Origin of the sequence: Aeromonas sp. BIGb0445, from assembly GCF_024809075.1 — a bacterium.
In the GTDB taxonomy this organism is placed as follows: domain Bacteria; phylum Pseudomonadota; class Gammaproteobacteria; order Enterobacterales; family Aeromonadaceae; genus Aeromonas; species Aeromonas rivuli.
Genome location: NZ_JANUES010000005.1, coordinates 146296 through 172350 on the forward strand (window position 1 = coordinate 146296; position 26055 = coordinate 172350).

Here is a 26055-nt window from a genome sequence, read left to right on the forward strand (position 1 = left end):
ACGGATGGTTGAATAGTAAAGAGGCATGAAAAGGGCGGAGCCTGGGCTCCGCCGCGGTACTTGTCGATCAGGTGGCGCTCAGTTCCAGCTTGCCAGCCGCCTGCTGGCGTTTGTAGACCAGCATGGTCAGCGCCAGGGGAACCACGATGGCCACCAGCATGGCGAGGGAGTAGATGCCCCAGAACTCTGGCTTGATGGTGAGGATACCTGGCAGGCCACCCACCCCGATGCCGTTTGACATGACATGGGCGAAACCACAGATGAGGGCCGCACAGCTCGAGCCCACCATGGCGCACAGCATGGGGAACTTGTACTTGAGGTTGACGCCGTACATGGCCGGTTCGGTCACTCCCAGATAAGCCGAGATGGCGGCAGGTACCGAGATCTCCCGCTCATTCTCCTTGCGGCTGATCAGTATGATACCGAGCACGGCGGACGCCTGGGCGATGTTGGACAGGGCGATCAGCGGCCAGATCGGGGTACCACCTATGTCCTTCATCAACTGCAGATCCACGGCATTGGTGGTGTGGTGGATGCCGGTGATGACCAGAGGCGCATAGAAGAAACCGAAAATGGCGGAGCCAATGGGGGCGAAATCGCCGGTCATGGCGGCTCTGGCGGCATAACCCACGCCTTCACCTATCCAGCGGCCAAAGGGGCCTATCAGGGTGTGAGCCAGGATGACGGTCACTATGAGGGCCACAAACGGCACTATGACCATGTAGAGATAGGCCGGGATGATGCGTCTGAGATTGGTTTCGAGCCAGGCCAGCACTACACCCGCGAGGATGGAGGGAATAACCTGGGCCTGGTAACCCACCTTCTGGATGGTAAAGATCCCGAAGTCCCACACATCGGGGGTCGCGCCGCCGATGCCATAGGCATTCATCAACTGCGGCGACACCAGGGTGATCCCCAGCACTATGCCGAGGATCTCGGATCCCCCCATCTTCTTCACGGTGGACCAGCAGACGCCGACCGGCAGGAAGTGGAAGATGGCCTCACCGATCAGCCAAAGGAAGGAGTGAACCCCGGCCCAGAACTGGCTGATTTCGACCAGAGTATGGGTACCATCATCGAACATCTTGATGTCGCCGATGACGTTGCGAAAACCCAGGAGCAGGCCACCGGTGATGATGGCGGGCAGCAGAGGGACGAAAATCTCCGCCATATGGGAGATGGCTCGCTCCAGGGGATTCATGTTATGACGCGCCGCCTGCTTGGCGGCTTCTTTGCTGCCGCCACTGACCCCGATCTCCTCGGTGAGCGCCTTGTACCACTGGTCCACCTCATTGCCGATGACCACCTGGAACTGGCCGCCCTGAGTGAAACTTCCCTTCACTGCCGGTATGGTCTCTATGGCCTTGGGATCGGCCTTGGCCGGATCGGCCAGCACGAACCTGAGCCGGGTCAGGCAGTGACTGACGGTGGTGATGTTCTCTTTGCCGCCGATCCGTTCGATCAACTGCGCCAGATGTTGTGTGTTGACTTTTGACATGAGCCTTCCCTCTGTGACTCCATGAATAATGGTCGTTTTTTTGCTGGCTAGCCAATGACCGCCCGCTTATTGGTATCGTTCCCAACCAGCATGAAGCCAGTGGCCATCATCGGCAATGGGAACGTTCCCAATTCGTGGGGGTGGTCACAAAAAGCGCAAAACGCCGAGGTGCAGGAGGAAAGATAGACTACAGGGGCTGACAGGGGGCTATGGTGGCTCTGGGGGCCTGGCCCTCTTCAATCTGGTCGAGAAGCTGTCTGGCGGCCAGAATACCGGCGTCCTTGTAGCCAAAATCCAGGCTGAGGGCGTTGGCAAACAGGAAGGTGAGCATGGGATTGCTACCCAGGCCACTGACCAGAATATCGGTGCGCCCCTGCTCTTGCAGGTATTTGGCAGCACCTATGGCCAGGGTGTCGCTGGCGCAGACCAGGGCCTGGGTCGTCGGGGTGAGCAGCTCGGCCGCCAGCCGGTAACCGCTCTGCAAGCTGAGATCGCCGAGGGCGGCATGGGGAGTGCGGCCATGCTCCTTGCAGTCATCGAGATAAGCCTGATGGCGGCGCAGGCCCGTGGTGAGATCCTTGCGATCAACCCCCAGATAGGCCACCTCATCAATGCCGCGCTCCCTGAGGTGCGCCAGCACGGCGCGCACCGCCCCCTCGTCATCGTAACAAACGGAGGAGAACCCGGGGCGCTCCCGGGCCATCAGCACCAGCTTGTCGGTCAGCGGCGCCATGGCGGCATAGTCGAGGTCATTGAAGGCGAACAGGATAATGCCATCCACCCCCCGCCTCGACAGCACGGCCAGATGCTCGCTCACCTTGGCCGGAGAGAACTTGCTCTCCATCAGCACTGCGTCGTAGCCGCAGCCATAGAAGGTCTCCAGCATGCCGCGTACCGCCTGATTCTCCGAGCTGGAATCGAGCCGTGATACCACTATGCCTATCACACGCTGACTCTGACTGCGCATGGCGCGGGCCGACTTGCTTGGCACAAAACCGTGTTGGGCGATCACCGCCTCCACCCTGGCCCGGGTCTCGGGATTGACCTTGGGATCCTGATTGAGCACCCGGGAGACGGTCGACTTGCCGACCCCGCTGAGGCTGGCTATATCGAGGATGGTCAGTTTCTTTTCCATGTGGGATCCGTGGCAGGGGAGCAGGGCAGAGGACAATGTGCAGACATTGTTGTGATTAAGGCCTGTGAATACAAGTCCATAGCGCTAGAATGGGTCCTCCGCCCGCGAGGGCGCCCTCTGTTGCACAGGACGAGCACCATGGATTTGACCACCAGTCTCAATTTCTCACTCTCCATCACTGGCCCCATTTGCGTGGTGCTGATCCTCGGTATCGTCCTCAAGCGCCTCGGCCTCTTGCCGGACAGCTTCACCGAAGCCGCTGCCAAGCTGGTCTTTCAGGTCACCCTGCCGGCGCTGCTGTTTTTGAGCATAGTGCGCACCGATCTGGATGCCATGCCGAGCCCCTGGCTCATCGCCTATGGTCTGGCGGGTACCCTGATAGGTTTTCTGGTGCTGGAGCTGTTGGCGGCGCGCTTCATCGGCGATCGGCGGCTACGGGGCATCTTCGTGCAGGGCAGTTTTCGCGGCAACATGGGCATCATAGGGCTGGCCTATGTGCAAAACGCCTATGGCCAGGCTGGGCTGGGGGGCGCCGCCTTCTTCGTCGGCGCCGTGACGGTGCTCTACAACATACTCGCCGTCATCACCCTCACCCGTAGTCTGGGTGGCGACCCCGGTCTCAAGCCCATTCTCAAGGGCATCATCAAGAACCCGCTGATCCTTGCCATCCTTGCCGCACTGCCCTTTACCATCTTCGGGGTACAGATGCCGCAACTGGTGCTGACCACGGGCAGCTACTTTGCCAACCTGACCCTGCCCCTGGCCCTGCTCTGTACCGGGGCCTCCTTGAGCCTCAAGGCGTTGCGCGGCGGGGCCGCACTGACTGGTTATGCCACCCTGGCGCGTCTGTGTGCCATCCCCTTTCTGCTCACTCTGGGTGGCTGGTTCATTGGTTTCACCCCGCTTGAGCTCGGTATTCTCTTCCTAGTCAGCTCGACCCCGACGGCGGCCGCCAGCTATGTGATGACCCGCGCCATGGGCGGCGACAGCGTGCTCGCTGCGAACATCATCGCCACCACCACCCTCGGTTCACTGGTGAGCACCAGCCTGGGGGCTGCCCTGATGAACTATCTGGGATTGATGGGGTAATGAAGGGCTGTTGACTGAAGAAAATCGGGGCTTGACCTTACCGCTGACGGCAGCATTAGGCTGGGATCACATCAACAGAGGAGACACAGTATGACCATCGAACTCACCGTATCCGGCATGTCCTGCGGTGGCTGCGCCGCCAGTCTGCAAAAAGCCCTGCTGGCCGCGCCCGCCGTCACTCAGGCCCGGGTCGATTTTGACGGCAGCAAGGCTGTCATCGAGGGTGAGCTGAGCAAGGCCGAGTTGATCGCGCTGATCGAAGCCAAGGGATTCAGTGCGGAGTGACTTATCCCTATATGGGTAAAAGTTAGACCAATATTCTGTTTATCTGTTTTTATTGGTGAGAGTGATCACTTCAATTTGGGTTAAAAAGAATAAAAATGCTGCAATCACTTACCCAGAAGGATTGCAGCATGACCCTCCCTATCCGCAAGACCCTGCTCGCCGCCGTCGTTGGCCTGACCCTCTCCCCCCTGGCCATGGCCCTGCCCAGCGTGCACATACTGGCGACCGGCGGCACCATCGCCGGTGCGGGGCAGTCTGCCACCCAATCCAACTATGAGGCAGGCAAGGTGGCCATCGAGACCCTGATCGCCGCCGTGCCCGAGATGAAGAACGTGGCCGAGGTGCAGGGGGAGCAGGTGGTCAAGATAGGCTCCCAGGACATGAACGATGAGGTGTGGCTCACCCTGGCCAAGCGGGTCAACGAGCTGCTGGCCAAGGATGAGGTGGATGGCATCGTCATCACCCACGGCACCGACACCATGGAAGAGACCGCCTACTTCCTGAACCTCACCGTCAAGAGTGACAAGCCGGTGGTGCTGGTCGGCGCTATGCGTCCCTCCACCGCCATGAGTGCCGATGGCCCGCTGAATCTGTATAACGCCGTGGTCACCGCCTCCGACCCCAGCTCCAAGGGCCGTGGCGTCATGGTCGCCATGAACGATACCGTGCTGGACGCCCGGGACGTCACCAAGACCAACACCACAGGGGTGCAGACCTTTGCCGCCCCGAACTTCGGTCCGCTCGGTTACATCCACAACGGCAAAATAGACTACCAGCGCAGCCCGACCCGCCTGCACACCAGCAAGACGCCGTTCGACGTGAGCAAGCTCGACAAGCTGCCGCAGGTGGGCATCGTCTACAACTATGCCAACGCCACCGATCTGCCCGCCAAGGCCATGGTGGATGCCAAGTTCGACGGCATCGTCAGCGCTGGTGTGGGCAACGGCAACCTCTACCACAGCCTGTTCGACACCCTGGCCAAGGCGAGCAAGGACGGCATCCGCGTCGTGCGCTCCGCCCGCGTACCGACCGGCGCCACCACCCTGGATGCCGAGATCGATGATGCCAAGTACGGCTTCGTGGCCGCCGGCACCCTGAACCCGCAGAAGGCGCGCATCCTCTTGATGCTCTCCCTCACCCAGAGCAAGGATCCGGCCCAGATCCAGCGCTGGTTCCAGCAGTTCTGATCCCGGGGTTCAACCCGCTAACCTAAATCCATGAAAAAAGGGCAGGATCGGATCCTGCCCTTTGTTATGGCGCCATGTTCACATAGAGCGCGCCCTCAGCTCACCATCAGCCAGCCGCAGAAACCCAGGTACACCACACCCACGCAGGCCAGTCTGCCCGCCGTCATCCGCTCCCGGCTGAAGCCCCACCACAGCAGTGCCACCGCCAGCAGGGTCACTAGCGAGGAGGCCAGCATGGTGCTGTCGAGCAACCAGGGGGTGAACAGCAGACAGAACGCCTTGGGAATGGTGCCCTGGATCATCATGGCGCCGGAGATATTGGCCAGTGCCAGCCGGTATTTTCCCTGACGCACCCAGATCAGCACGTTCATCAGCTCCGGCATCTCGGTCGCCACCGGGCTCAGCAGCAGGGCCGCCAGCACGGGGGAGAGGCCAAGCAGCTCGCCCATGCTCTCCAGTTGATGAACGAACAGCTGGGCCGCCAGCGCCACCACCACCAGGGCTCCCAGGGTCTGCAGCAGCACCTTGCGAAGGGCCGGGATCTCGGCCTTGGGATCCAGCTTGAGGGGCTCTGGCAACGGGGTCTCGTGGCTGTCGCTCTGTTTCAGCTCGCGCCGCACATAGACCAGATACACCAGCACGAACAGCGGCGCCAGCCAGGTTTTGCCGGTGAAGGCCACCATGCCGAGGGCCACCGCCACCAGGAAGATAGCGACAAACCAGGCCTGATCCCGACCAGTCTCTCGCTGCACCTCGCCATCGATGGCCCTGTGTTCAGGGCCCATGCACAGCAGCAGGGTCAGGCCGACGGCGGCGTAGCCTATGGTGGAGAGCACCAGGGGGCCGCCGAGGGCGGCCCCTATTCCTATCTGCTGCTGGGCGGGGGTATCCCCCATCAGCAGGGCGGTCAGGGTGACGATGCATTCGGGCAGGGCAGTGCCGAGGGCCGCCAGCAGGGAGCCGGTGGCGCTTTGGGAGAACTTGAGGTGATGACCGGTCCATTCGATGCCGTTGACGAAATATTCGCAGGCCAGGTAGATGGTGACGGCAGAGAGCAGAAATAACAGCAGGGTGATCAGCATAATGGGCAACCGCCAGGCGAGCAGAACAACCGATGGACCCGATATGGCTCGCCCGGCTGGCTTGCGTATCGAGGCCAAAGGTCTTGCAGAGCGATGATGTTATCGCCGCCCATGCCATGGATCTGATGATCCAAGAATGTTGACATGAGCCCTGCCCGGATCTCGGGCGGGTTGCTACTCCCCAATGACAGTGCGGGTTTTTTACCAAGAGATGGGTTGCCCCACAAGGAAAATGGCGGCCCGTCCCCCCGGCAACTTGTAAGGGGATGTAACCTGGCCACAGACCCATCCCATCAGCTCTACCCGCCAGGATCCAGATCCCTCCCACAGAATCCTCGCCTTGGCACAGGGATTGCTATGAGTTGACTACTGTCCACATTGACTTGGGAAGGGTGAACGATGAAACGGTGGATCCAACATTTTTATCAACTGAACCGCCTCAACTGGCTCATGGTCTGGTTGCTGCTGTGCTGCAGCATCATATTGCTGTTCCCGACCGGGCTGATGAAGGGGGCCGTGAGTGCCTGGGCCGAACTGCACGCCGCCTGGCTAGGGGTCGGCATGCTGATCGCCATCTCTTACTTCTGTAGCCAGGGCATGTTGATCCTGTGGGAGTGGGCCTGTGGCGAATGGTTGTCCCGCAAGCAGAAAGATCAGCTCTCCCGGATGATTGCCTTCCTCGATTTCAACGAGAAAGCGGTGCTGCGCGAGTTCGTGCTGCAGCGTAAAAGCGTCATAAACCTGCCGATCACCGAACCCGCCGTCAAAAATCTGATTGATGCCGGTGTGCTCACCTATGCCTATGGCAAACCGGTGCGGGAGAAGGATGACGAAAACCAGATCCGGGCACTGATGATAGCCCTGCCGGCTCGCCCCTTGCTCACCTACAAGGTGCTGGGTCTCTCCCGTGGCAAGATGAGTGACGAACAGGTGGAGCAGATCATGAACGCCAGACCCAAGTTCGCCCAAAAAAGCCTGCAGCGCTGAACTCTGCACGCTCACCCATAAAAAAGGCGCCAGATTGGCGCCTTTTTCCATTCCGCTATCGACGACTCTCTATTGGGTACGTGCCTTGAGGTAGCCTGCGTAGTCCGGGATCTGCACGCTGAATGCCTGATCCATGTGAGGGCTGTCCATGATGAAGTCGGCGGTTGCCTCATTGGTTGCCATCGGTATGTTCCAGACGGCGGCCAGACGCAGCAGCGCCTTCACATCCGGATCATGGGGCACGGCGTTGAGGGGATCCCAGAAGAAGATGAGTACATCTATCTTGCCTTCGGCAATCAGGGCGCCGAGCTGCTGATCGCCGCCCATAGGGCCGGAAAAGAGGCAGGTGATGGGTAACTGCGCCGACTTGCTGAGCAGGGAGCCGGTGGTTCCCGTGGCATAGAGGTGATGCAGCTTGAGCGCCTCCTTGCGACGGCCAACCCAGTTGAGCAGCGCCGTTTTCATATTGTCATGAGCCACCAGGGCCACCCGTTTGTGGGGAGCCATTTCCCGTGCAATCTGTTCCATCTTGGTATCCGAGGGTGAAAAGTTGAGATGCCTATCCTAATCGAAAGCGCGTCCCCCTGCCTATCGGTGCGCCATAACTGTGATCCGGGTGAAACTTGGGTGTTGGGCACGATAAAAACCCGCCGAAGCGGGTCTGGGTATCATCGGTAGGGTGAAGAGCGCCGAGGGTCAGGAGCCTTGATGAAGCTGGGATTGCTGATAATTTTCGAGACCGATGCGACCGATAAGATCGATCTGAGTCTCCAGCCAGTCCACATGCTCCTCTTCATCTTCGAGGATCTCCTGGAACAGATCCCGGCTGACATAGTCATGCTTGGATTCGGCATAGCCGATGGCAACCTTCAGATCCGGGATGGCATCCATCTCCAGAGAGAGATCACAGCGCAGCATCTCTTCGACCGTCTCACCGATGCGCAGCTTGCCCAGCTCCTGCAAGTTGGGCAGTCCCTCCAGAAACAGGATGCGCTTGACCAGTTCGTCCGCGTGTTTCATCTCGTCAATGGATTCGTGATACTCCTTGTGCCCCAGAGCCTTGAGGCCCCAGTCATCATAGATGCGGGCATGCAGGAAATATTGATTGATGGCGACCAGCTCGTTGGCCAGCACCTTGTTCAAATGCGCGATAATCTTGGCATCACCTTTCATCGTCAATCCTCCTTGCTGGATCGATCAAGCTTAGACCAGGAAGGTGACAACAACAGGGCGAGCGGGCAGATGCCCGCTTATGGAAGGGGGAGGTGAGATCGAGAAGGTCAGGCTACCTGATAGTAGCTGGGCGCCTGGTCGAGTTCGGTCTTGATGATCGCCTTGGCCATGGGCAGGCACTTGCCACACTGGCTGGCCAGTCCCAGCTCTTTCCTGAGTTGACGAAGATCCTTACCTGCCTGTACCGCCTGACGTATCTGGGTATCGGTAATGCCACGGCACAAACAAACGTACATATTTACACCTCACCTTGGGATAGGCTGAAATCTAAATGAGAATGGTTTGTAGTGCAAATAACAATTGGGAATAAGCCGAGCCACTTGCCAGCCCCCAGCCCCTTGAGGACAATGTCCCATCACCACGGAGGTTCCATGCTCAAGACCCTGTTCAAGTCACTGTTTGGTGGCGCAGCTCCCGTCGCACCTGAGGTCCCCCCCACTGAATATGCCGGCTATCTCATCTACCCAGAGCCTATGGCCGAGGGGGGGCAATATCGGCTGGCGGGGCGCATCACCAAGGAGATTGATGGCGAATTGTGCAGTCACAGATTCATTCGCTCAGACCTGTTCGTCAATCCGGCTGATGCCGAACGATTCATGGTGCAAAAAGCCCAGACATTCATCAATCAGACGGGGGATCAGATGTTCGAACCCAGATCCGGTCAGGGCGCATGACCGGATTACGCCAGGCGCTGAGCAGGGTGGGGGAGCGGCGTCTGGTCTGGCTGGAGGGCTCTGAGGCCGAGACCCAGGCTGCCGCCCAGGCATGGTTGTCCGGCGATATTTTCTGGCTCGGCGAAGGACCATCGCAATATGCCCCCCTGCCGGCGGCCAAGGCGCTGCAACGGCTCGGTCAGGAGTGCGATACCCTGGTGTTCAATAGTTTCAGCGGCTTTCACCCCGATGCGTTCGGCGCCCTGGCGGGCACCCTTCGCGCAGGGGGCTTGTTGATCCTGCTCACCCCGCCACGGGCTGAGTGGCCCGCTTTCGCGGATCCAGACAGGCTACGTCTGGTCTCAACGCCGGACGAGTTGCCGCGAGCGGGTCAGGGTTTTATTGCCCGGCTGGCACGGCTGCTGCCTGAGGATCCCGCCCTGGATCTCGCACTGCCGAGCGGATCTTCCCCCTGGCAACCCATCCGGGCCGATCGCCCCATGACGGCGGGGCAGGCCAATGCCATCCAAGCCGTTCGCCAGGTGCTGCAGGGCCACCGGCGGCGGCCCTTGGTGATCAGTGCCGATCGCGGACGAGGCAAGAGTGCGGCGCTGGGATTGGCCGCCGCGACCTTGCTGCGCGAGCAGTCCGGGCTGCGCATCGCCGTCACGGCGCCCGCCAAGGCCACGGTCGCCAGCCTGCTCGAACATGCGGGATCTGCTGGCCAGACTCTGGACGGAATCGGCTTTTACTCTCCCCAGCAGTTAATACAAGAAGAGATAAGCTGCGATCTGTTGCTGGTCGACGAGGCCGCTGCGATCCCGACCCCGCTGCTTGAGGCCATGTTGGCGCGTCACAGTCGCATCGTCTTTGCCACCACCGAGCATGGCTATGAAGGGACGGGACGCGGCTTCCACCTGCGCTTCAAGGCCCATCTCGACGGCCATGCCCCAGGCTGGCGTGAGCTGCACCTTGACGAGCCGGTGCGCTGGCGTGCCGGTTGCCCGCTGGAGGCCCTGGTGTTTCGCCTGCTGGGGCTGGCTGCCGAGGTGAGCGCGCCACTGCCCGCGCTTGCCCCGGTGCGGCGCCAGATAACCCAGCAGGCATTGGCCAGCGACGAGGCTCTGCTCAATCAGGTCTTCGGGCTGCTGGTGCTGGCTCACTACCAGACGACCCCCAGCGATCTGCGTATCCTGCTGGAGAGCCCGGATCTCGACATTCATCTGTTGGAGCAAGAGAGCGGTCTGCTTGGGGTGGCACTGGTAGCGCGGGAGGGCCATATCCCGGCCGAGCTGGCCGAGGAGATCTGGGCGGGGCGGCGGCGCCCCCGTGGTCATCTGTTGCCACAATCCCTGCTGGCGCACGCTGGCCTGCGGGAGGCCGGAGATCGCAGCTATGGCCGGGTGCTGCGCATCGCCGTGCATCCCGAGTTGCACAGACGCGGGCTGGGCAGCTTGCTGCTTGACCAGTTGGTGAGCCATTACCGGGAGTCCGGGTTCGATTACCTCGGCGCCGCCTTCTCTGCCACGGCCGATCTGCTGCCCTTCTGGCGCCGGGCGGGCCTGCAGGCATTGCGCATCGGTCTGCAAAGAGATGCCGCCAGTGGCAGCCATGCCGCCCTGTTGCTGCGTGCCTTGCGCCCCGAGCGGGAGGCCGAGCTTGCCCGCTGGCACGAGCGCTTTTGCCGCCAACTGCCAACCCTGCTGGCCGGTGAGCTGCGGGAGCTGGATCCCGAACTGGTCTGGCAGTGCGTAGCCCCCGTTGAGGGGAAGGAAGGTGAAAAAGGGGAACCGACGGACAGATGGCCAGGGTGGGAGGCGTTTGATGGGGATGAGCTGACGTGCTTTGCCCATCATCACAAGCCGTTCGAGCTGTGCCAGCCCAGTCTGCAGCGCTGGCTGGCGGCCCACCTGAACCGCCTGCATGGATTGCAGTCCGCAGAGCGAGCCCTGCTCATCGCCAGCATCTGGCAATACGCCCCCTGGGAGGGGCTGGCCCGTCGCCAGAGGCTCAGTGGCAAGCCGGCACTCATCAAGGCATTGCGTGGCTTGCTGGCGCGGCTGTTGTAGTGCAAAGCCCGGGATACAAATCCTGCCTCCAGATAGAAACAAGGCGCCCTGAGGCGCCTTGTTTCTATCAAGGGTGGCTCAGCGTGAGCTGGCCGCCGGGATGACCGGAACCCGGCTGACAAACTTGCCCATGTAGGCGAAGGCGATGGTCAACAGAATGCAGGTAAAGCTCAACCACATGTAGGGCAGGTAATCGAGGGTCGCCACCCCGAGCACCCCGGCCATGAAGATGCCGTTGTCGCTCCAGGGCACCATGCCGCAGGTGAGGGTGCCGCCGAACTCGGCGTTGCGGGAGAGGTTCTTGCGTTCAAGTCCCAGCCTGTCGTAGTTCTTGGCCATGATCTTGGGGGTCAGGATCAGCGACACATACATGGCCGAACCGAACACGTTGGCCAGGAAGGCGGTGCCCAGGGTATGAGTGGTCAGGCTGCCGACGCTGTTGATGCGCTTCTCGAAGGCGCTGGCGATCACCTCAAGCAGTCCCACCTTCTCCAGCAGACCGCCGAAGCCCAGTCCGAAGATGATGACCGCCACCGAGCCCAGCATGGACTCCATGCCGCCGCGACCGAGGATGTTGTCGATGAAGTCGACCCCGGAGACGATGGCGAACGGACTGTAGGCGGAGTGCATCGCCTTGACCGGATCCATGTCCTGGAAGGCGATGGCCCAGACAAGTCCGAGCAGAGCGCCGAAGCTGATCACCGGGAAGGCGGGCTTGCGGTTCGCCAGCAGGCCCAGCACCAGGATCACCGGCACCACGGCCAGCGGGGTGATGTTGAACTGCTTGTCGAGGGCCTCCATCACCAGGTTAACCTGCTCCAGGCTGACATTGCCCGAATACTGCATGCCGACCACGGTGAACAGGGCTGCCGTGATGACATAGGAGAACAGGCTGATGGGCAGCATGCCCTTGATGTGCTCCACCACGTCGACGTTGGACATGGTCGAGGCCAGCACCACGGAATCGGAGAGGGGGGAGAGCTTGTCGCCAAAGTAGACGCCGGAGAGCACGGCGCCGGCGACCAGCGGGGCGGGTACCCCCAGGCTGTGGCCTATGCCCATCATGGCGATACCCGCGGTGGCGGCAGAGCCCCAGGAGGTGCCGGTAGCCAGCGAGGTGAGTGAACAGATGAGCAGGGTCGCCAGCAGGAAGATGGAGGGGTGTATCACCTTGAGGCCGAAGTAGATGATGCTGGGCACTATACCCCCCGCGATCCAGGTACCGACCAGGGCACCGACGGAGACCAGTATCAAGATGGCTCCCATCCCTTTGGCGACGCCGTCGACGGCGGCCTGCTCCAGGGACTTGTAATCATGGCCGAGCTTGATGCCGAGGCCCATGATGACGAACCAGGCGATGAACAGGGCCAGCTGGATCGGCAGATCGAGCAGGCTGGTAAACGAGAATGCCAGTGCCAGAAAGATGGCCAGACAGGCCAGCACCTGAAACATGCTTGGCAGACGGGGATGTTGTTGGTTTTGCATAGATACTTCCTAAACTCTTGCTCGCCAAGGTGGGGACCTCTCATCCTGTGAACCTGTCATGTCCCGAGGCACCCACCCAAAATGAGGCGGCAATCTACCACAGAGTCTCCCCTGAAAATTCAAACTTACCGGGCAATTTTGAACATTTGATTGATAAACTTACACAAAATTTGATTTTGTAACGGTTTTTTAGGAGGAGGGAGCCCACTGGACTCCTGGGGTCCGCGTGAAGAGGAAGATAGTCATTGCACTGGAACTGGCATCAAATGATAATCATTTCTATTTATGATCTATGGAGATGGCAATGGGCTGGATATATAGGGTCGCCCTTTTCCTGGTGCTGGTGTTAGTGGGGATCTGGGGCCATGACAAGCAATACGGGCTCTGGAGCCTGGGTTTTGTACTGGCCGCCTGGGTCATGGTTGAGCCCAGACTCAGGCCTGTACTCATATTGTTGCCCGTCGCGGGCATGACCGGAGTGGCGGCCTTGCTGTGGCAACATCCCTGGCTCTAGCGGCCAGTCAGTCACGGCTGGCCGAGCTCTGCACTCGCACCAGCGCATGGGCAAGGGAGAGCCTGACCTCCTGCTCCATGGCGTCCCGTTTTTCCTGGCTGAGAAAATAGATCATGTCCACGTCATGGCGTATGTAGTGGGCGGGGAGCTGATTGAGGGTGAGACAGCAGAGGTCGGCGAGCTCATCGTCACTCAGGCGCCTGGCCAAGTCTTGCTGGACGATAGCCTTGCTGACCAGCTGCTCATAGAAATTGTGGATCTCGGTGCTGAGTTTCATGGACCCGTCTCCTTGGTGTTGACAGGGCAAGGATAGCTAGCCGGGGTCAAATACAAAAGGCCCATGACTGTCGTCATAGGCCTTTTGCCGAATAGATGGTGCGAAGAGAGGGACTCGAACCCTCACATCCGTGGGACACTAACACCTGAAGCTAGCGCGTCTACCAATTCCGCCACCTTCGCACACTGTTTTTCCCAACCTGTTTTACATGGAGTTGGCCATGCACTGTCTGTTTTTACATGTCAGAATCATGGTGCGAAGAGAGGGACTCGAACCCTCACACCCGAAGGGCACTAACACCTGAAGCTAGCGCGTCTACCAATTCCGCCACCTTCGCACATTGTGTTACCAGTTTTGATTTACATGCTGTCTGGAGAAGCATGGTGCGAAGAGAGGGACTCGAACCCTCACACCCGAAGGGCACTAACACCTGAAGCTAGCGCGTCTACCAATTCCGCCACCTTCGCACATTGGGTCATCAATCTTGTTTTACATGCCACTGATGAAGCATGTTGCAGTATGGTGCGAAGAGAGGGACTCGAACCCTCACATCCGTGGGACACTAACACCTGAAGCTAGCGCGTCTACCAATTCCGCCACCTTCGCATCACTGCGGACGGGGATTTTATAGAGTTTTGAAGGGGCGTCAACAGCCATAATGGACTTTTTTCGCCCTTGGCAGAGAAAGCCGGGTCAAGGGGACAAAACTTCAGCAATTCTCGAATGATCCGAGCCTAGCGAGCGAGGGCATCCCGATATATTTGCACGTATTGGTCCACCGAATCTGGCCAGTCGAAGCGGGTCTGCATGGCACGACGCTGTATCAGAGCGAAACGTTCGGGTTCTTGCAGGAAATAGAGCAGGCTGCGGCGCATGGCATCGAGCAGGCCATGGGCGGTGGGATCCACAAAACAGAAACCGGTAGCCTCTTCATCGCCCTGGTCCCAGTCAACTACCGTGTCCTTGAGGCCACCGACGGCCCGCACCAGGGGCAGGGTGCCATAGGCCAGGCTGTACATCTGGTTGAGGCCGCAGGGTTCAAACAGAGAGGGCATCAGGAAGATATCGGCGCCCGCCTCTACCAGATGGGCCAGCCGGTCGTCGTAGGTATTGATGAAGGCGAACCTGTCCGGATGTTGCTGGGCGATGGCTTGAAGCTGAGCCGCCAGAGAGGGATCCCCCGAACCGACGATCACCACCTGCACCCGGTGGCGCAGGAAGTCCTCAAGGGCGGGGATGAGCAGATGAACACCTTTCTGCTCCGTCAGTCGGCACACCATGCCGTAGATAGGGTCGCTCACCACCGGCAGGCCCGCATCTTGCTGCAACTGGGCGCGACAGCGTGCCTTGCCGCTCAGATCCTGATCATCGTAGTTGGCAGGCAGGTGGAGGTCGGTGGCGGGATCCCAATCCTGATAGTCGCAGCCGTTGAGGATGCCGCGCAGGTCCGCCGCCCGCTGCTGGAAGGCCGATGCCATGCCATGGGCGCCCAGGTGGGTCAGCAGCTCGTTGGCGTAGTTGGGGCTGACCGCATTGATCTTGTCGGCGTAGAGCACGCCACACTTGAGCAGGTTGATGTGGCCATAGTCATAGGCCACCCGCTGTTCGTAATGACTTATCTCAGGCACGGCGGCAAATTGCACCCGATCGAATACCCCCTGGAAGGCGGCATTATGGATGCTGATGACGCTGCGGGTCTGGGCGAAGAAGGGATTGTTGGCGTGTCGAGTCTTGAGCAGCAACGGCAGCAGACCTGTGTGCCAGTCGTTGCAGTGGACTATGTGCGGGGCGAAGCCGAGCTGCTCTGTGGCATGGAGGGCGGCGGCGGCCAGAAAGGCGAATCGCTCGCCGTTGTCCCCATAGGCCTGGTTATGCTCGGCATAGAGCTCAGCCCGCTCGAAGTAGCGGGGGCAATCGACGAGGTAGACGGGGAACCCGTCCAGCTCGAGTTGATGCAGGCGATAACCGATATCTTCCTGTCCGGCCGGGGTGGGTAGCCAGCGTGAGGCCAGCAGCCTGGCTTCGTCACGGCGCTTCATCCCCTTGTAGAAGGGCAATATGATGCGCACATCATGGCCCTGCTGGGCCAGATAGCGTGGTAGCGCACGAGCCACATCGGCCAGGCCGCCAGTCTTGACCAGCCCCTCGACCTCTGAGGCCACGAACAGAATTTTTAATGGGTTAATAGCCAACTCTCGCTCCCCTGGGTATCACGACAATACCCCCTTCAGATACGGTGAACCTTTCCCTGTCATGGGTCAGATTCTCACCGATCACGGTGCCGGGCGCAATTTCAACATTTTTGTCTATGATGGCGCGCCGAATTGAGCAGCCCTCACCTACCTTCACATCCCCGAGCAGCACGGACTCGCTGATATGGCTGCAGGGGCCTATGTTGCAGCGAAAGCCCAGCACTGAACGCTGGATCTGGCTGCCCTGAATGAAGCACCCTCCAGAAATCAATGAGTTGGCAATTTTTACCTTGCAATCCTCAGTGTCAACGAAGGTGGCGGGCGGCAAGGGGGGGTAGTGGGTATGCAGTGGCCATTTGCGGTTGTAGAGGGAGAAGGGCGGGTTGTCGGCAACCAGGTCCATGTGGGTTTGCCAGTAGCCATCGAGAGTGCCGACGTCGCGCCAATAGACATTCGGGCCTTCCCCCGGGATCACGTTGGTACTGTAGTCATAGACGTAGACAGGGGCACGGGGAAAGAGGTGAGGGATGATGTCTTTGCCAAAATCATGGCTGGAATGCTCATCATCCCCGTCTCGTTTCAGCTCGCGATAGAGCGCTTCGGTTTCGAAGATGTAGTTGCCCATGGAGACCAGGGCCTGGCTGGGGTCACCCGGTATGTGCTTGGGATACTTGGGTTTTTCCTCAAAACCTATCATCCTCCCCTCCTGATCCACCTCGATCACGCCGAAGGCGCTCGCCTCTTCAATCGGCATGCGCAGCGCCGCCACCGTCAGGGCCGCCGCCTTCTGCTTGTGGAAACTGACCATCTGGCTCACGTCCATCTTGTAAATATGATCCGAGCCAAAGATACAGACATGTTCAGGGTCGGAGATCTCGATGAAGCGCAGGTTCTGGTAGATGGCATCGGCCGTACCGTCATACCAGCGCTTGCCCATCCGCATCTGGGCCGGGATGGGGTCGATGAAGCGATCCGTGATGCCGACAATGTTCCAGCCTTTCTTCATGTGCAGATAGAGGGATTGGGACTTGAACTGGGTCAGCACATAGATCCGCAGGAAGTCGGCGTTGACGAAGTTGTTGAGTACGAAATCGATGAGACGGTAGCTGCCGCCAAAGGGGACTGACGGCTTGCTGCGAGTGGTGGTCAAGGGTTGCAGGCGGGTGCCTTCTCCGCCCGCCAGTATCATAGTGAGTATGCCTGCCATGGTCTGTGTATCTCCGGTGCTGCTGCTGTGAAAAGGCTTTCAGAGTATCGCAAAAAAATACCCCCAAAGGGGGTTGTTAAACGTTTGCGAATACCATAACAGATTCCAGGTGAGACTCTACACAAGATTTGTGACAGTCGTTACAGGCTGCTGCGATAGACCCTGAACTTGGTATCTGCCGCGCGGATCTCGGTCCGCGGGAAGCTGGCTTCCAGTATAGGTTGATAACGCAGGAAGAGATTGGCCACTATGGTCAGGGTGCCATGGTGGGCGAGATGTCGAGGCGCCTCGGCCAGGAAGGTCTCGGTGGCGGCGTAATGGGTCTTGAGCCCGGCGTGGAACGGCGGATTAGACACTATCCGATCGAAGCGACCGGGCAGCGCCGAGTAGACGTCCGAGGCCAATACCTGAGCCTTGAGACCGTTGGCGGCCAAGGTGCGGCGGCTCGATTCCAGGGCCAGGGCGTTGATATCGACCATGGTCACGTCGAGGCCGGGATTGCGCTTGGCCAGCACAGAGCCGATGACCCCGGCGCCGCAGCCAAAGTCGAGCAGCGTGCCGTTCATGGCCGGCAGATTGGCGAGCAACATCTTGCTGCCCAGATCCAGCTCGCTGGCGCTGAACACACCGGGCAGTGCCTGTATGGTCAGCTGGGTGTCGCCTATCTGGCACTGGTACTGGCTGAGCCACTCTTCGAGTAGGAAGGGCGTGACCGGCTCGCAGAGCTCGCCATGATAGAGGGAGCAGCGCCGCGCCGAGTCGCGCTTGACCGGCTTGCCGGCATAGGGGGCGATCAGCTTGTCGGCACCATTGATGCCGCCATTGTTGTCCCCGGCGAGGAAGATATCGGCTCCAGGGTGCAACAGGGGAGCCACCATGGCGAGCAGGAAGCGAGCCTCGGCCTTGGCCTTGGGCAGCAGCAGCAGCAGGGCATCGAAGCGGGCCTCTCCCCCCAGCTCATGGCCGAAATGGATGCGTTCGCCGAGCGCCTCCTGCTGGGTCAGGAAGTAGCTGTAATCCGTGGTAAAGACCATCAGCTCGCGGGCGATCCCGGCCAGTTCACGGGGATAATCATCTTCCAGTGCACCGCACACCAGCAGGCTCTTGCCCTCGAACAGGGCTTGATTACGTTCCAGCATCTGGCTGACGGCACTCAGGGGATGACTCATGACTCTCTCCGGGGGTTTTTGGCCCGCTAGTATACATGGCTGCTTTCGCCTTGACATTTATGCCGTGTTCCAGAAAGATGCCCGAACACTCATTTTTCCTCGGGGATGGCGTGATGCGGTTCAACGCGTTGAAACGAAAGCATAAAAAGAACCCAAAACCTGGGTTTGCTGGCGTGCGCGCGTAACCCTCTCACCGCCCTGAGAAGTTTCAAACCCCGCTGCGCACTCCGTAGCGGGGTTTTTTGTTGATGTCGAGAGTCGACGGAGAAGGAGATTCCATGTTTCAAGGTTCGATCGTTGCGCTGATCACCCCCTTTCGTGATGGCCAACTGGATGAGGTGGCACTGCTGCGCCTGGTAGACTGGCACCTGGAGCAGGGTACTCACGGCATAGTGCCGGTGGGCACCACGGGGGAGAGTCCGACCCTGAGCCACGATGAGCACTGCCGGGTGGTCGAGCTGGTGGTCAAGCAGGTGGCGGGTCGGGTACCGGTGATCGCCGGTGCGGGCTCCAACAACCCGGTGGAGGCCATCGAATACACCCGTTTCGCCGAACAGGCGGGGGCGGATGGCACCCTGCATGTGGCCGGTTACTACAACCGCCCGAATCAGGAGGGGCTTTATCATCACTTCAAGGCCGTCCATGACGCGACTAGCAAGCCCATCATCGTCTATAACATTCCGCCCCGTGCCATTGTCGATGTGCAGCCAGCCACCCTGGCCCGGCTCGCCGAGTTGCCACGCATCGTCGGGGTCAAGGATGCCACCGGCGATCTGTCCCGCCCCCTGACTGAACGTCAGCTCATCAAGAAGCCGTTCGCCTGGCTCTCGGGTGAGGACGCGACCGCCGTGGCCTACAACATAGGTGGCGGTCAGGGCTGTATCTCGGTGACCGCCAACGTGGCCCCCAAGCTGCTGGCCGAGGTGCAGAACCTGACCCTGGCCGGTGACTGGCAAGCCGCTCGCGCGTTGCAAGATCGCCTGATCCCGCTGCACCAGGCCATGTTTGCCGAGCCCAGCCCGGCGGGGGCCAAGTATGCGGCCTCTCTGCTCGGCCTGTGCAGTGAAGAGTGCCGCCTGCCCGTGATGCCGCTTGCCGAAGCAACCAAGCAGCGGATCCGCGATGCCATGCTGGCACTGGACCTGCTCTAACGGCGAAAAAATGGGCTCTGGATCGACCTTTTACGCGTTAATTGAATCACTATGAACCCGGCTCTATATACTGCTCGGGTTCAGTTGAGGATGATTGACATGCTGGAATGGGATCCGGAGCACTTCACCAGTTTTGAGCACCTCTGTGAGGTGACACTGGCGACTATCAGGGAGAAGACAGAAGCCGATCAGATCTATCTGTGGTTGAATCGACCGCAGCCTGAGCTGTTCGCCTTCCATCCCGAACGGGGTCTGGTGACCCTTGAGCCCCATCATGCCAGCATGCTGGGGTTACCCCTGCCTTTCATCGAGCAGGCCCTGGCCAAGGGTCAGCTGCTCATCGAACTCAAGAGTGATCCCCATGGCTGGTGCGAAGCGGTAGAAGCTCCTCCGGCCCAACTGAGAGCCTGTTTTCCACTCAAGCGCCAACAGGGGCTGGAGGGGGGCGTCTATCTCGAAACCCGTCGTCGCCTTGACCGGCTCACTCCCCGCCAGAAGCAGGGCATACAGCTGCTGATGCACTATTTGGCCGCCGAGCTGGAGAGCCGCATGTTGAGCAGTCTGGTTAGCCGGGAGCGGGACGAACGGCTCACCACAGAGGCATCCCTGGTTCAGAGTCAGGCCTTGCAGCAATCCTTTCTCGATCTGTTGCAATCCCTGCATCAGGTGGGGGTACAGCTCTCCAGCTGCCGCAGTGAGTCGAGTCTGCTGCACGATGCCGTGCTGCTGGCCCGCAGTCTGCTGCAATTCGACAGGGTTGCCGTCTTCCTGATTGATCCGGACTTCACCACCATGCAGGGCAGTTGGGGCACCAATGAGGCGGGAGAGATCACCGACGAGCGTCACTTCGTCAGCCCGATCCCGGAACATCCTGTGGTGCAGGAGGCCTTGCGCCGCAAAGACTATGTGCTGGTGCTGGAAGATGCGCCGCTTTATTACGAGCAGCAGGAGGTGGGGCGCGGCTGGAACGCCATGGTCTCCCTGTGGGACGGGGATAGCCCCATCGGCTGGATTGCCGCCGACAACCTGCTGCAGCGCAAGCCTATCAAGGCCTACCATGGGGAAATCTTCAAGCAGTTCGCCGCCATGCTCTCCCAGATGTTGATCCGCCAGCGCAATCATGCCGCCCTCGAGCAATTCAACCGGGATCTGGAAGAGCGGGTCGCGGCACGGACTCGCCAGCTGGCCGAGACCAATGAGGCGCTGGAGTTGGTGAATCAGGCGCTGGCGCAGGCCAACGAGCAGCTGGCCCTGCTCTCCATGGAGGACCCGCTCACCGGCATCGCCAACCGCCGCCAGTGGGATCTGACGTTGGCCCGGGAGTGGGAGATGGCGCGTCGCCAACATCGGCGGCTGGCCGTGCTGATGATCGATGTCGATGAGTTCAAGGCCTACAACGACCACTTTGGCCACGGCAAGGGGGATCTCTGCCTGCGCCAGGTGGCCCAGCTGCTGCAAGAGTGTGAGCGACGCCGCACCAATCTGGTCGCCCGTTACGGTGGCGAGGAGTTCGTGATCTTGCTCTGTAATCCCCAGCCTGGCGAGGCGGAGTTCCTCTGCCAGCGTATCCATCACCAGCTCGCCAAGCTTGCCATTGAGCATCCGGCCTCCAGGGTCAAATCACAGCTCACGGTGAGCATAGGATTCAGCTACTGGGCCCCGGATCAGGGCGTGCAGTGGGAGCAGCTTATCGAGCGCGCGGATCAGGCGCTCTACCGTGCCAAGTCAGCTGGCCGTGCCTGCAGTCGGCTCTTCGAACCGCAGTCGTTGCCCACGGAGCAAATTTCCACCGTCTAGGCCATGGCCTCCCGCTCAGGGACTGCTAGAATGGCTCTCTTTTTCGATGCAGAGCTGCCCATGATCCTCTCCCGTTTTCAAGGCCTGGTCTTCGACCTGGACGGTACTTTGGTTGATTCCATGCCGCTGCACCTGGCGGCGTGGGAGCATGCTTCCCGCGAATTTGGTTTCAAGTTCGATGGTGACTGGTTTTATGAGCTGGGCGGCATGCCGAGTCGCAAGATAGCCCTGCTGGTGGCCGAAGAGCAGCAGATAGCGCTGGACCCCCTGGAAGTGACGCGCTGCAAGACGGCCCACTATGTAGCCAACCTGCATAAGGCGACCGTCTTCCCCGCCATGCTTGAGCTGGTGCAGGCCCATCATGGTCATCTACCCATGGGGGTGGGCACTGGCTCGCCCCGCATCAATGCCGAGGCCGTGTTGCGCAATACCGGCCTGGATCGCTACTTTCCCGTGGTGGTGACCGCGGATGATGTCATCCAGCACAAGCCACATCCCGATACCTTCCTGCTGGTCGCCGAGCGGCTCGGGGTCGAGCCTCGCGGCTGCCTGGTGTTCGAGGATACCGGCATAGGCCTGGCCGCCGGGCAGGCTGCCGGCATGCAGACCTGTCTGGTCAAGGACGGGGTGCCGGCTGCATTGCCGGACTGAGCCATATCGGATCGTTCATGGGATTGCTCGCTATCTTGAAAGGCAATGCGCGCGCAAGCGCACCCTCAAGGTGGTCAGGGTGTTGGATAACCAACGGGAGCGGGCTCGGTCATAACTGTCATGGTGGCGGCTCGGTCATCACACAGGGGCGCTGGGTGTGCAAACGATGCCGAGTCGACCCCGCCTCGCTGAGGGCGATAGGGGATCTCTGAGGGGAAACGGGTGGTCTACTCCCCGGCGGGACAGGTTGGGAGGGGAGTAGACATATCTGTCACGGATTGACGCAAGTCGCGACTGCGACCGTCACGCGGGCCTCTGTGACAGAGAAAGCTCTGGCTTACTGCTCGCTGCTGCCACCCTGATCGTTATTGTCATAACGGCCGGGGGCGCCATGGGGACGCGGTGCCATGGAGACACGGGGCTTGCGGGCGCGCTGAATATTGACCTGGGGGCGACCCGAGTGCATGGCGATGGTGGAGATCTTGGCCTTGTACACCAACTGCTGGTTGCCATGGGCGTCGGTCAACAGCACGCTGTACTGGTCAAAGCCACTGATGGTGCCTTCCAGCTTGATGCCGCTCACCAGGAAGATGGCAACCTGACTGCGGTTTTTACGAAGCCAGTTGAGAGCGGAGTCTTGCCCATTCCCGAGGGAGAAGGCCTGCTCTATGGTGGCGTAGCTGGGGGATTCGGTTGTCATAAATTATTGTCCCGCGGAAAAAAAGTGGCGTTTGATTGTGCTAAATGGCCACTGGCTTGTCAAAGTCATTCTGTTGCCACCTCAACTATGGGGTGAGATAGGGACTGGCAGCCTGGGCGCCCTGCTGCGATAATCGCGCTTTCACGGTCCGTGATGGACCCAGACAGAGATATTCATTTGCCATCAAGTTCCGAACTGAGCCCATATCGTGCCGATCCAACCGCGTGCGAAGAGTGTGATTTGCTGGCTCCCGCCACCGAGTTGGCGCTGGGCGAGACGCAACATTGTGTCCGCTGCGGTCACACCTTGACCAGTCACCTGCCGGATCAGGCGAGGCGGCCGCTCGCCTATGGCCTGGCCGCCATCATCATGTTCGTGCTCACCAACTGCTTCACCTTCATGTCTTTCTCCGCCAAGGGGCTGGGCCAGGAGATGAGCTTCCTGCAGTGCATCACCACCCTGGTGAATGAAGGTTATCTGTTTCTGGCCGCTGTCCTCAGCATGACGCTGATCGGTCTGCCCCTCGTCTATATGGTGTCGACCATGCTGGTGCTGTGGCGACTCGATAAACCCATGCACAGCAACGCATTGCGCTCTCTCGGACGTTTGCTGTGCCGGATCAAGCCCTGGTTGATGGTGGATGTGTTCCTCATCGGGGTACTCATCTCCCTGGTCAAGTTGATGGGCATGGCCGACATCAAGATGGGTCTCTCCTTCTGGGCCTTTGTCGGTTATACCCTGCTGCTTATCAAGACGATTTCATCGCTGGATCGCATGTGGTTCTGGCAGCGACTGTTTGGCCCGAGCGAGCCCCGTGAGCTGGATCCCACACTGGGTGCCCGGGAGGCGGGTCTGGTGGGCTGCCACGTCTGCGGTGCCCTCGGCGAATGGGGGCAGCATAGCTGTCTGCGCTGTGGTGCTCATCTGCACAGCCGTAAACCCGGTGGCATGGCACGTACCTGGGCGCTGCTCATCACCTCGGCCATTCTCTATATACCTGCCAACCTTTATCCCATCATGGACACCGTCTTCCTCGGCGATATCAGCCCCTCGACCATACTCGGCGGCGTTGTGCTGCTGTGGGGAATGGGCTCCTATCCCATCGCCGCGGTGATCTTCATCGCGAGCGTGGTGATCCCGCTTGCCAAGATATTGGCCCTGTTCTGGCTCTGCTACCGGGTACAGACCGGGGACGGCGCCTCGCCGCTCGGTAAACTCAAGCTCTATCGCATGACGGAGTTTGTCGGTCGCTGGTCCATGATAGATGTGTTCGTGGTGGCCATACTGGCAGGCCTCATCCGGCTCGATAATCTGATGACCATTTATCCCGGCCCCGCCGCCGTCGCCTTTGCTGGCGTGGTGCTGATCACCATGGTGGCCGCCATGAGTTTCGATTCCCGCTTGATCTGGGATTTACAACAAGGAGAACGCGAACGTGAGTGAGCGTAAGACAGTGAGAAAAGTCGGTTCCGACTTCCTCGGTTCGGCGGCGGCGATCTGGATGGTGCCTCTGGTGGCCCTGCTCATCGGTGCCTGGATGCTGTTTCAGCACTGGTACTCCCAGGGGCCCAGCTTCCAGCTGACCGTGGCTACGGCCGAGGGCATAGTCGCGGGCAAGACGGTGATCCGCTCCCGTGAGGTCGACGTGGGCCGCATCGAGGCGGTGGAGCTCAGCGATGACTACAGCCATGCCATCATCACGGCGCGTCTCTCCAACAATGCGGCCAATATGCTCAAGGGGGATACTCAATTCTGGGTGGTCAAACCCAGGGTTGGCCGTGAAGGGGTCTCGGGTCTGAGCACCTTGCTGTCCGGCGCCTACATAGAGCTCTCTCCCGGCAAGAAGGGCAAGGCTAAGTCGCGCTATGAGATCCTCGACAAGCCGCCACTCGCCTCCCTCGATGCCAAGGGGCTCAGGCTGACGCTCAACAGCACCGAGACCCGCTCCCTCAGTGTGGGCTCCCCCATCCAATATCAGGGCTACACCATAGGCCAGGTGGAGGAGGTGAAATTTTTACCCGAGAAGAGTGAGCTGGAATACCAGATCTTCATCAATGCGCCCTACGATGTGCTGATCACCAACAACTCCCGCTTCTGGATGACCCCAGGCTTCGAGGCGTCGCTGACCAGCGAGGGGATGAAGGTGAAGATGGACTCCCTGGAGGGATTGCTCGATGGCGGCATTACCGTTGGCTTGCCGGCTGGCTGGGTTCCGGGCGGTGCGGTCAAGAGCAAGGACTCCTTCACCCTGTTCAAGGATCAGGGCAGCGTGTTGGCCGGTAGCCTCAATCAGTTCATTGACTATGTTTTCTTGTTCGAAGACAGCCTGGCGGGTCTGCATCCCGGGGCTGCGGTGGAGTATCGCGGCGTGCGGGTCGGTACCGTCATATCGTCCCCCTATCTCATCGATGACAAGGCGACCCAGATCTTCAAGAGCAAGGTGATCCCCGTGCTGGCGCGCATCGAGGTGCAGCGTCTCTCCCACCGTTATGCCAACGCCGAGCGGGAGCAGTGGCGCAAGCTGTTCAGCACGCAATTCAAGGAAGGGCTCAGAGCCACACTCAAGACCGCGAGTCTGCTGACCGGTGGCAAGGTGATCGATCTCAACTTCTACCCGGATGCCCCCGCGTTCGCCGCGCGCCAGATGGCAGGTACCGAGGTATTCCCCACCACCCAGGGCGGTCTGGATCAGATAGAGCGCAAGGTGAACCTCATCCTCGACAAATTTGTCGATATGGATATGTCCACGACCCTGGCTCAGGTCAACAGCAGCCTGGCGAACCTGGACAAGACCATGAAGAACGTCAGCTCCCTGAGCGCCAATCTGGACAAGTTGACCAGCCAGCAGTCGACCCAACAGTTGCCAGCCTCCCTCAACGAGAGCCTGCTACAGCTCAAGGAGACGCTGCGCAGCTACGATGGGGCCTCCCAGACCAATCAGGATCTGCGCCAGTCGGTGCAATCCCTCAACCAGCTGATGCGCGAGCTGCAGCCCCTGGTGCACTCTCTCAACGAGCAGCCGAGTTCGCTGATCTTCGATCGCACTCGCCCCCAGGATCCTGAACCCAAGCGAGGTACCGAATGAAATCACTCTTCATGGCCCTGGCCCTGACCGGTTTGCTGGCCGGATGCAGCAGCGCCCCGGCGCTGCACTACTACTCTCTGGATGCCGACGGCACACCTCAGGCCGCGCCAGTCAGCCGGCCTCAGCATCAGCTGGTGCTGCGCCCGGTTCAGCTCTCGGATCAGCTCGACAATGTCAGCCTGGTCTATCAGCTGGAAGGCAAGGAGCTGCTCTTTACCGAGTACCAGCGTTGGGCAGGCTCGCTGGATGGTCAGCTGAACCAGCTGACCCAGAATGGCCTGTCTGCCCGCCTGCCCGGCTGGGTGGTACGCCAGGATGGCGCTCGTCAGGGGCCTGTGCTCAGTATCAGCGTACAGCGCTTCCAGGGTCGTTTCGATGGCCGCGCCGTGCTGAGCGGACGCTGGCGCCTGCTGGCCGAAGATGGTCGGGTGCTGCAGGATAACCCCTTCCATATGGAGCGCGTGCTGCCCGCCGATGGCTATGGTGCCTTGGTGGGAGAGTTGGGGATGGGTTGGCAACAGCTGCTCGATCAGATTGCTGCCGAGCTGCGCAAGGGCTGAGCTCAGCCACATGTTGCGCAATCACAGAATATAAAACGGGAGGCCAGGC

25 protein-coding genes, 4 tRNA genes and 1 riboswitch are annotated in these 26055 nt (G+C 60.2%); of the genes, 13 read left to right on the plus strand and 16 right to left on the minus strand.

Translation table 11 applies throughout. The features are described 5' to 3' along the window. Nucleotides 1–67: 67 nt before the first annotated feature. Both treB and treR read right to left on the minus strand, forming a co-directional pair. Entirely contained in the window at nucleotides 68–1498 is a 1431-nt protein-coding gene (gene treB, locus M2367_RS12570; protein WP_042041746.1) for a PTS trehalose transporter subunit IIBC, read from the minus strand. Nucleotides 1499–1685: 187 nt separating this feature from the next. Further along, entirely contained in the window at nucleotides 1686–2633 is a 948-nt protein-coding gene (gene treR / locus M2367_RS12575; protein WP_259236866.1) for a trehalose operon repressor TreR, read from the minus strand. 138 nt (nucleotides 2634–2771) lie between these two features. Between treR and M2367_RS12580 the strand changes: the two genes are divergently transcribed. From M2367_RS12580 to ansB, 3 genes are all read left to right on the plus strand, one after another. Beyond that, on the plus strand, nucleotides 2772–3722 hold the full coding sequence (locus M2367_RS12580) for an AEC family transporter (RefSeq protein WP_224431958.1): 951 nt from the start codon (nucleotides 2772–2774) through the stop codon (nucleotides 3720–3722). 90 nt (nucleotides 3723–3812) lie between these two features. Further along, nucleotides 3813–4007: a heavy-metal-associated domain-containing protein gene (locus M2367_RS12585; RefSeq protein WP_224431959.1), complete on the plus strand. Its 195-nt coding sequence runs from the start codon at nucleotides 3813–3815 to the stop codon at nucleotides 4005–4007. Nucleotides 4008–4135: 128 nt separating this feature from the next. Then, nucleotides 4136–5194, plus strand: a complete 1059-nt coding sequence (gene ansB / locus M2367_RS12590) for an L-asparaginase 2 (protein ID WP_259236867.1) — start codon at nucleotides 4136–4138, stop codon at nucleotides 5192–5194. Between the two features lie 95 nt (nucleotides 5195–5289). On the opposite strand, the gene M2367_RS12595 is transcribed toward ansB, so the two are convergent. After that, a complete protein-coding gene (locus tag M2367_RS12595; protein WP_259236868.1) occupies nucleotides 5290–6276 on the minus strand; it encodes a sodium:calcium antiporter in 987 nt (328 codons plus the stop codon). A gap of 4 nt (nucleotides 6277–6280) precedes the next feature. Further along, nucleotides 6281–6471, minus strand: a riboswitch (yybP-ykoY riboswitch). Between the two features lie 204 nt (nucleotides 6472–6675). Between M2367_RS12595 and M2367_RS12600 the strand changes: the two genes are divergently transcribed. Then, complete coding sequence (locus M2367_RS12600; RefSeq protein ID WP_042041740.1) at nucleotides 6676–7263, plus strand: superinfection exclusion B family protein; 588 nt, start codon at nucleotides 6676–6678, stop codon at nucleotides 7261–7263. Nucleotides 7264–7332: 69 nt separating this feature from the next. Here the strand turns inward: M2367_RS12600 and M2367_RS12605 are convergent, their stop codons facing one another. The 3 genes from M2367_RS12605 to M2367_RS12615 all read right to left on the minus strand — a co-directional run bounded on the left by M2367_RS12605 (nucleotide 7333) and on the right by M2367_RS12615 (nucleotide 8732). Continuing rightward, nucleotides 7333–7791 (minus strand): methylglyoxal synthase, encoded by a 459-nt coding sequence (locus M2367_RS12605; protein WP_042041739.1) that lies wholly within the window; start codon nucleotides 7789–7791, stop codon nucleotides 7333–7335. 168 nt (nucleotides 7792–7959) lie between these two features. Continuing rightward, on the minus strand, nucleotides 7960–8436 hold the full coding sequence (gene bfr, locus M2367_RS12610; protein ID WP_042041738.1) for a bacterioferritin: 477 nt from the start codon (nucleotides 8434–8436) through the stop codon (nucleotides 7960–7962). A 107-nt stretch (nucleotides 8437–8543) separates the two neighbouring features. Continuing rightward, nucleotides 8544–8732, minus strand: coding sequence for a bacterioferritin-associated ferredoxin (locus tag M2367_RS12615; RefSeq protein WP_042041737.1), 189 nt, complete (start codon nucleotides 8730–8732; stop codon nucleotides 8544–8546). A 135-nt stretch (nucleotides 8733–8867) separates the two neighbouring features. Here M2367_RS12615 and M2367_RS12620 point away from each other — a divergent pair, with 135 nt between their 5' ends. After that, nucleotides 8868–9170 (plus strand): HlyU family transcriptional regulator, encoded by a 303-nt coding sequence (locus tag M2367_RS12620; protein ID WP_259236869.1) that lies wholly within the window; start codon nucleotides 8868–8870, stop codon nucleotides 9168–9170. Continuing rightward, complete coding sequence (locus M2367_RS12625; protein WP_404972875.1) at nucleotides 9152–11218, plus strand: tRNA(Met) cytidine acetyltransferase TmcA; 2067 nt, start codon at nucleotides 9152–9154, stop codon at nucleotides 11216–11218. The genes M2367_RS12620 and M2367_RS12625 overlap by 19 nt, the downstream gene beginning before the upstream one ends. Before the next feature lie 78 nt (nucleotides 11219–11296). Here M2367_RS12625 and nhaC read toward each other — a convergent pair whose 3' ends face one another. Continuing rightward, nucleotides 11297–12703 carry a Na+/H+ antiporter NhaC gene (gene nhaC / locus M2367_RS12630; protein ID WP_224431964.1) on the minus strand — a complete coding sequence of 469 codons (1407 nt, stop codon included), beginning with the start codon at nucleotides 12701–12703 and terminating at the stop codon, nucleotides 11297–11299. 304 nt (nucleotides 12704–13007) lie between these two features. On the opposite strand from nhaC, the gene M2367_RS12635 reads away from it, so the two are divergent. Continuing rightward, nucleotides 13008–13217, plus strand: a complete 210-nt coding sequence (locus tag M2367_RS12635; protein WP_259236871.1) for a hypothetical protein — start codon at nucleotides 13008–13010, stop codon at nucleotides 13215–13217. A 7-nt stretch (nucleotides 13218–13224) separates the two neighbouring features. On the opposite strand, the gene M2367_RS12640 is transcribed toward M2367_RS12635, so the two are convergent. From M2367_RS12640 to rsmC, 8 genes are all read right to left on the minus strand, one after another. Beyond that, the gene (locus tag M2367_RS12640) at nucleotides 13225–13494 is read right to left on the minus strand and encodes a late competence development ComFB family protein (RefSeq protein WP_042041732.1); all 270 of its coding nucleotides are present in this window, start codon (nucleotides 13492–13494) and stop codon (nucleotides 13225–13227) included. A 96-nt stretch (nucleotides 13495–13590) separates the two neighbouring features. Then, a tRNA-Leu gene (locus M2367_RS12645) sits at nucleotides 13591–13676 on the minus strand. A gap of 69 nt (nucleotides 13677–13745) precedes the next feature. Beyond that, a tRNA-Leu gene (locus tag M2367_RS12650) sits at nucleotides 13746–13831 on the minus strand. A 44-nt stretch (nucleotides 13832–13875) separates the two neighbouring features. Then, nucleotides 13876–13961: transfer RNA gene (locus M2367_RS12655), tRNA-Leu, on the minus strand. Nucleotides 13962–14014: 53 nt separating this feature from the next. Beyond that, nucleotides 14015–14100: transfer RNA gene (locus tag M2367_RS12660), tRNA-Leu, on the minus strand. 128 nt (nucleotides 14101–14228) lie between these two features. Continuing rightward, nucleotides 14229–15686, minus strand: coding sequence for a glycogen synthase GlgA (gene glgA, locus M2367_RS12665; RefSeq protein ID WP_259236872.1), 1458 nt, complete (start codon nucleotides 15684–15686; stop codon nucleotides 14229–14231). Then, complete coding sequence (gene glgC, locus M2367_RS12670; RefSeq protein WP_259236873.1) at nucleotides 15676–16893, minus strand: glucose-1-phosphate adenylyltransferase; 1218 nt, start codon at nucleotides 16891–16893, stop codon at nucleotides 15676–15678. The genes glgA and glgC overlap by 11 nt, the downstream gene beginning before the upstream one ends. Before the next feature lie 140 nt (nucleotides 16894–17033). After that, the gene (gene rsmC / locus M2367_RS12675; RefSeq protein WP_224431967.1) at nucleotides 17034–18062 is read right to left on the minus strand and encodes a 16S rRNA (guanine(1207)-N(2))-methyltransferase RsmC; all 1029 of its coding nucleotides are present in this window, start codon (nucleotides 18060–18062) and stop codon (nucleotides 17034–17036) included. Nucleotides 18063–18340: 278 nt separating this feature from the next. Here rsmC and dapA point away from each other — a divergent pair, with 278 nt between their 5' ends. The 3 genes from dapA to M2367_RS12690 all read left to right on the plus strand — a co-directional run bounded on the left by dapA (nucleotide 18341) and on the right by M2367_RS12690 (nucleotide 21661). Next, nucleotides 18341–19213 (plus strand): 4-hydroxy-tetrahydrodipicolinate synthase, encoded by an 873-nt coding sequence (dapA, locus tag M2367_RS12680; protein WP_259236874.1) that lies wholly within the window; start codon nucleotides 18341–18343, stop codon nucleotides 19211–19213. 99 nt (nucleotides 19214–19312) lie between these two features. Then, complete coding sequence (locus M2367_RS12685; protein WP_259236875.1) at nucleotides 19313–21010, plus strand: diguanylate cyclase; 1698 nt, start codon at nucleotides 19313–19315, stop codon at nucleotides 21008–21010. 60 nt (nucleotides 21011–21070) lie between these two features. Continuing rightward, the gene (locus M2367_RS12690) at nucleotides 21071–21661 is read left to right on the plus strand and encodes an HAD family phosphatase (protein ID WP_042041942.1); all 591 of its coding nucleotides are present in this window, start codon (nucleotides 21071–21073) and stop codon (nucleotides 21659–21661) included. A gap of 337 nt (nucleotides 21662–21998) precedes the next feature. Here M2367_RS12690 and hfq read toward each other — a convergent pair whose 3' ends face one another. After that, nucleotides 21999–22361, minus strand: a complete 363-nt coding sequence (gene hfq, locus M2367_RS12695; protein ID WP_005895045.1) for an RNA chaperone Hfq — start codon at nucleotides 22359–22361, stop codon at nucleotides 21999–22001. A gap of 153 nt (nucleotides 22362–22514) precedes the next feature. Here hfq and M2367_RS12700 point away from each other — a divergent pair, with 153 nt between their 5' ends. The 3 genes from M2367_RS12700 to M2367_RS12710 are packed head-to-tail and all read left to right on the plus strand — an operon-like array spanning nucleotide 22515 to nucleotide 26006. Next, entirely contained in the window at nucleotides 22515–23804 is a 1290-nt protein-coding gene (locus M2367_RS12700) for a paraquat-inducible protein A (RefSeq protein ID WP_259236876.1), read from the plus strand. Beyond that, a complete protein-coding gene (gene pqiB / locus M2367_RS12705) occupies nucleotides 23797–25446 on the plus strand; it encodes an intermembrane transport protein PqiB (protein ID WP_042041723.1) in 1650 nt (549 codons plus the stop codon). Before M2367_RS12700 ends, pqiB begins: the two co-directional genes overlap by 8 nt. Next, nucleotides 25443–26006, plus strand: a complete 564-nt coding sequence (locus M2367_RS12710; protein WP_259236877.1) for a membrane integrity-associated transporter subunit PqiC — start codon at nucleotides 25443–25445, stop codon at nucleotides 26004–26006. The genes pqiB and M2367_RS12710 overlap by 4 nt, the downstream gene beginning before the upstream one ends. Nucleotides 26007–26055 lie beyond the last annotated feature (49 nt).

What these genes read in the sequence shown, in the direction of transcription:
- treB (WP_042041746.1), bottom strand. Translation starts at nt 1,498, where the DNA reads ATGTCAAAAGTCAACACACAACATCTGGCGCAGTTGATCGAACGGATC.
- treR (WP_259236866.1), bottom strand. Translation starts at nt 2,633, where the DNA reads ATGGAAAAGAAACTGACCATCCTCGATATAGCCAGCCTCAGCGGGGTC.
- M2367_RS12580 (WP_224431958.1), top strand. Translation starts at nt 2,772, where the DNA reads ATGGATTTGACCACCAGTCTCAATTTCTCACTCTCCATCACTGGCCCC.
- M2367_RS12585 (WP_224431959.1), top strand. Translation starts at nt 3,813, where the DNA reads ATGACCATCGAACTCACCGTATCCGGCATGTCCTGCGGTGGCTGCGCC.
- ansB (WP_259236867.1), top strand. Translation starts at nt 4,136, where the DNA reads ATGACCCTCCCTATCCGCAAGACCCTGCTCGCCGCCGTCGTTGGCCTG.
- M2367_RS12595 (WP_259236868.1), bottom strand. Translation starts at nt 6,276, where the DNA reads ATGCTGATCACCCTGCTGTTATTTCTGCTCTCTGCCGTCACCATCTAC.
- M2367_RS12600 (WP_042041740.1), top strand. Translation starts at nt 6,676, where the DNA reads ATGAAACGGTGGATCCAACATTTTTATCAACTGAACCGCCTCAACTGG.
- M2367_RS12605 (WP_042041739.1), bottom strand. Translation starts at nt 7,791, where the DNA reads ATGGAACAGATTGCACGGGAAATGGCTCCCCACAAACGGGTGGCCCTG.
- bfr (WP_042041738.1), bottom strand. Translation starts at nt 8,436, where the DNA reads ATGAAAGGTGATGCCAAGATTATCGCGCATTTGAACAAGGTGCTGGCC.
- M2367_RS12615 (WP_042041737.1), bottom strand. Translation starts at nt 8,732, where the DNA reads ATGTACGTTTGTTTGTGCCGTGGCATTACCGATACCCAGATACGTCAG.
- M2367_RS12620 (WP_259236869.1), top strand. Translation starts at nt 8,868, where the DNA reads ATGCTCAAGACCCTGTTCAAGTCACTGTTTGGTGGCGCAGCTCCCGTC.
- nhaC (WP_224431964.1), bottom strand. Translation starts at nt 12,703, where the DNA reads ATGCAAAACCAACAACATCCCCGTCTGCCAAGCATGTTTCAGGTGCTG.
- M2367_RS12635 (WP_259236871.1), top strand. Translation starts at nt 13,008, where the DNA reads ATGGGCTGGATATATAGGGTCGCCCTTTTCCTGGTGCTGGTGTTAGTG.
- M2367_RS12640 (WP_042041732.1), bottom strand. Translation starts at nt 13,494, where the DNA reads ATGAAACTCAGCACCGAGATCCACAATTTCTATGAGCAGCTGGTCAGC.
- glgC (WP_259236873.1), bottom strand. Translation starts at nt 16,893, where the DNA reads ATGGCAGGCATACTCACTATGATACTGGCGGGCGGAGAAGGCACCCGC.
- rsmC (WP_224431967.1), bottom strand. Translation starts at nt 18,062, where the DNA reads ATGAGTCATCCCCTGAGTGCCGTCAGCCAGATGCTGGAACGTAATCAA.
- dapA (WP_259236874.1), top strand. Translation starts at nt 18,341, where the DNA reads ATGTTTCAAGGTTCGATCGTTGCGCTGATCACCCCCTTTCGTGATGGC.
- M2367_RS12685 (WP_259236875.1), top strand. Translation starts at nt 19,313, where the DNA reads ATGCTGGAATGGGATCCGGAGCACTTCACCAGTTTTGAGCACCTCTGT.
- M2367_RS12690 (WP_042041942.1), top strand. Translation starts at nt 21,071, where the DNA reads ATGATCCTCTCCCGTTTTCAAGGCCTGGTCTTCGACCTGGACGGTACT.
- hfq (WP_005895045.1), bottom strand. Translation starts at nt 22,361, where the DNA reads ATGACAACCGAATCCCCCAGCTACGCCACCATAGAGCAGGCCTTCTCC.
- M2367_RS12700 (WP_259236876.1), top strand. Translation starts at nt 22,515, where the DNA reads ATGGACCCAGACAGAGATATTCATTTGCCATCAAGTTCCGAACTGAGC.
- M2367_RS12710 (WP_259236877.1), top strand. Translation starts at nt 25,443, where the DNA reads ATGAAATCACTCTTCATGGCCCTGGCCCTGACCGGTTTGCTGGCCGGA.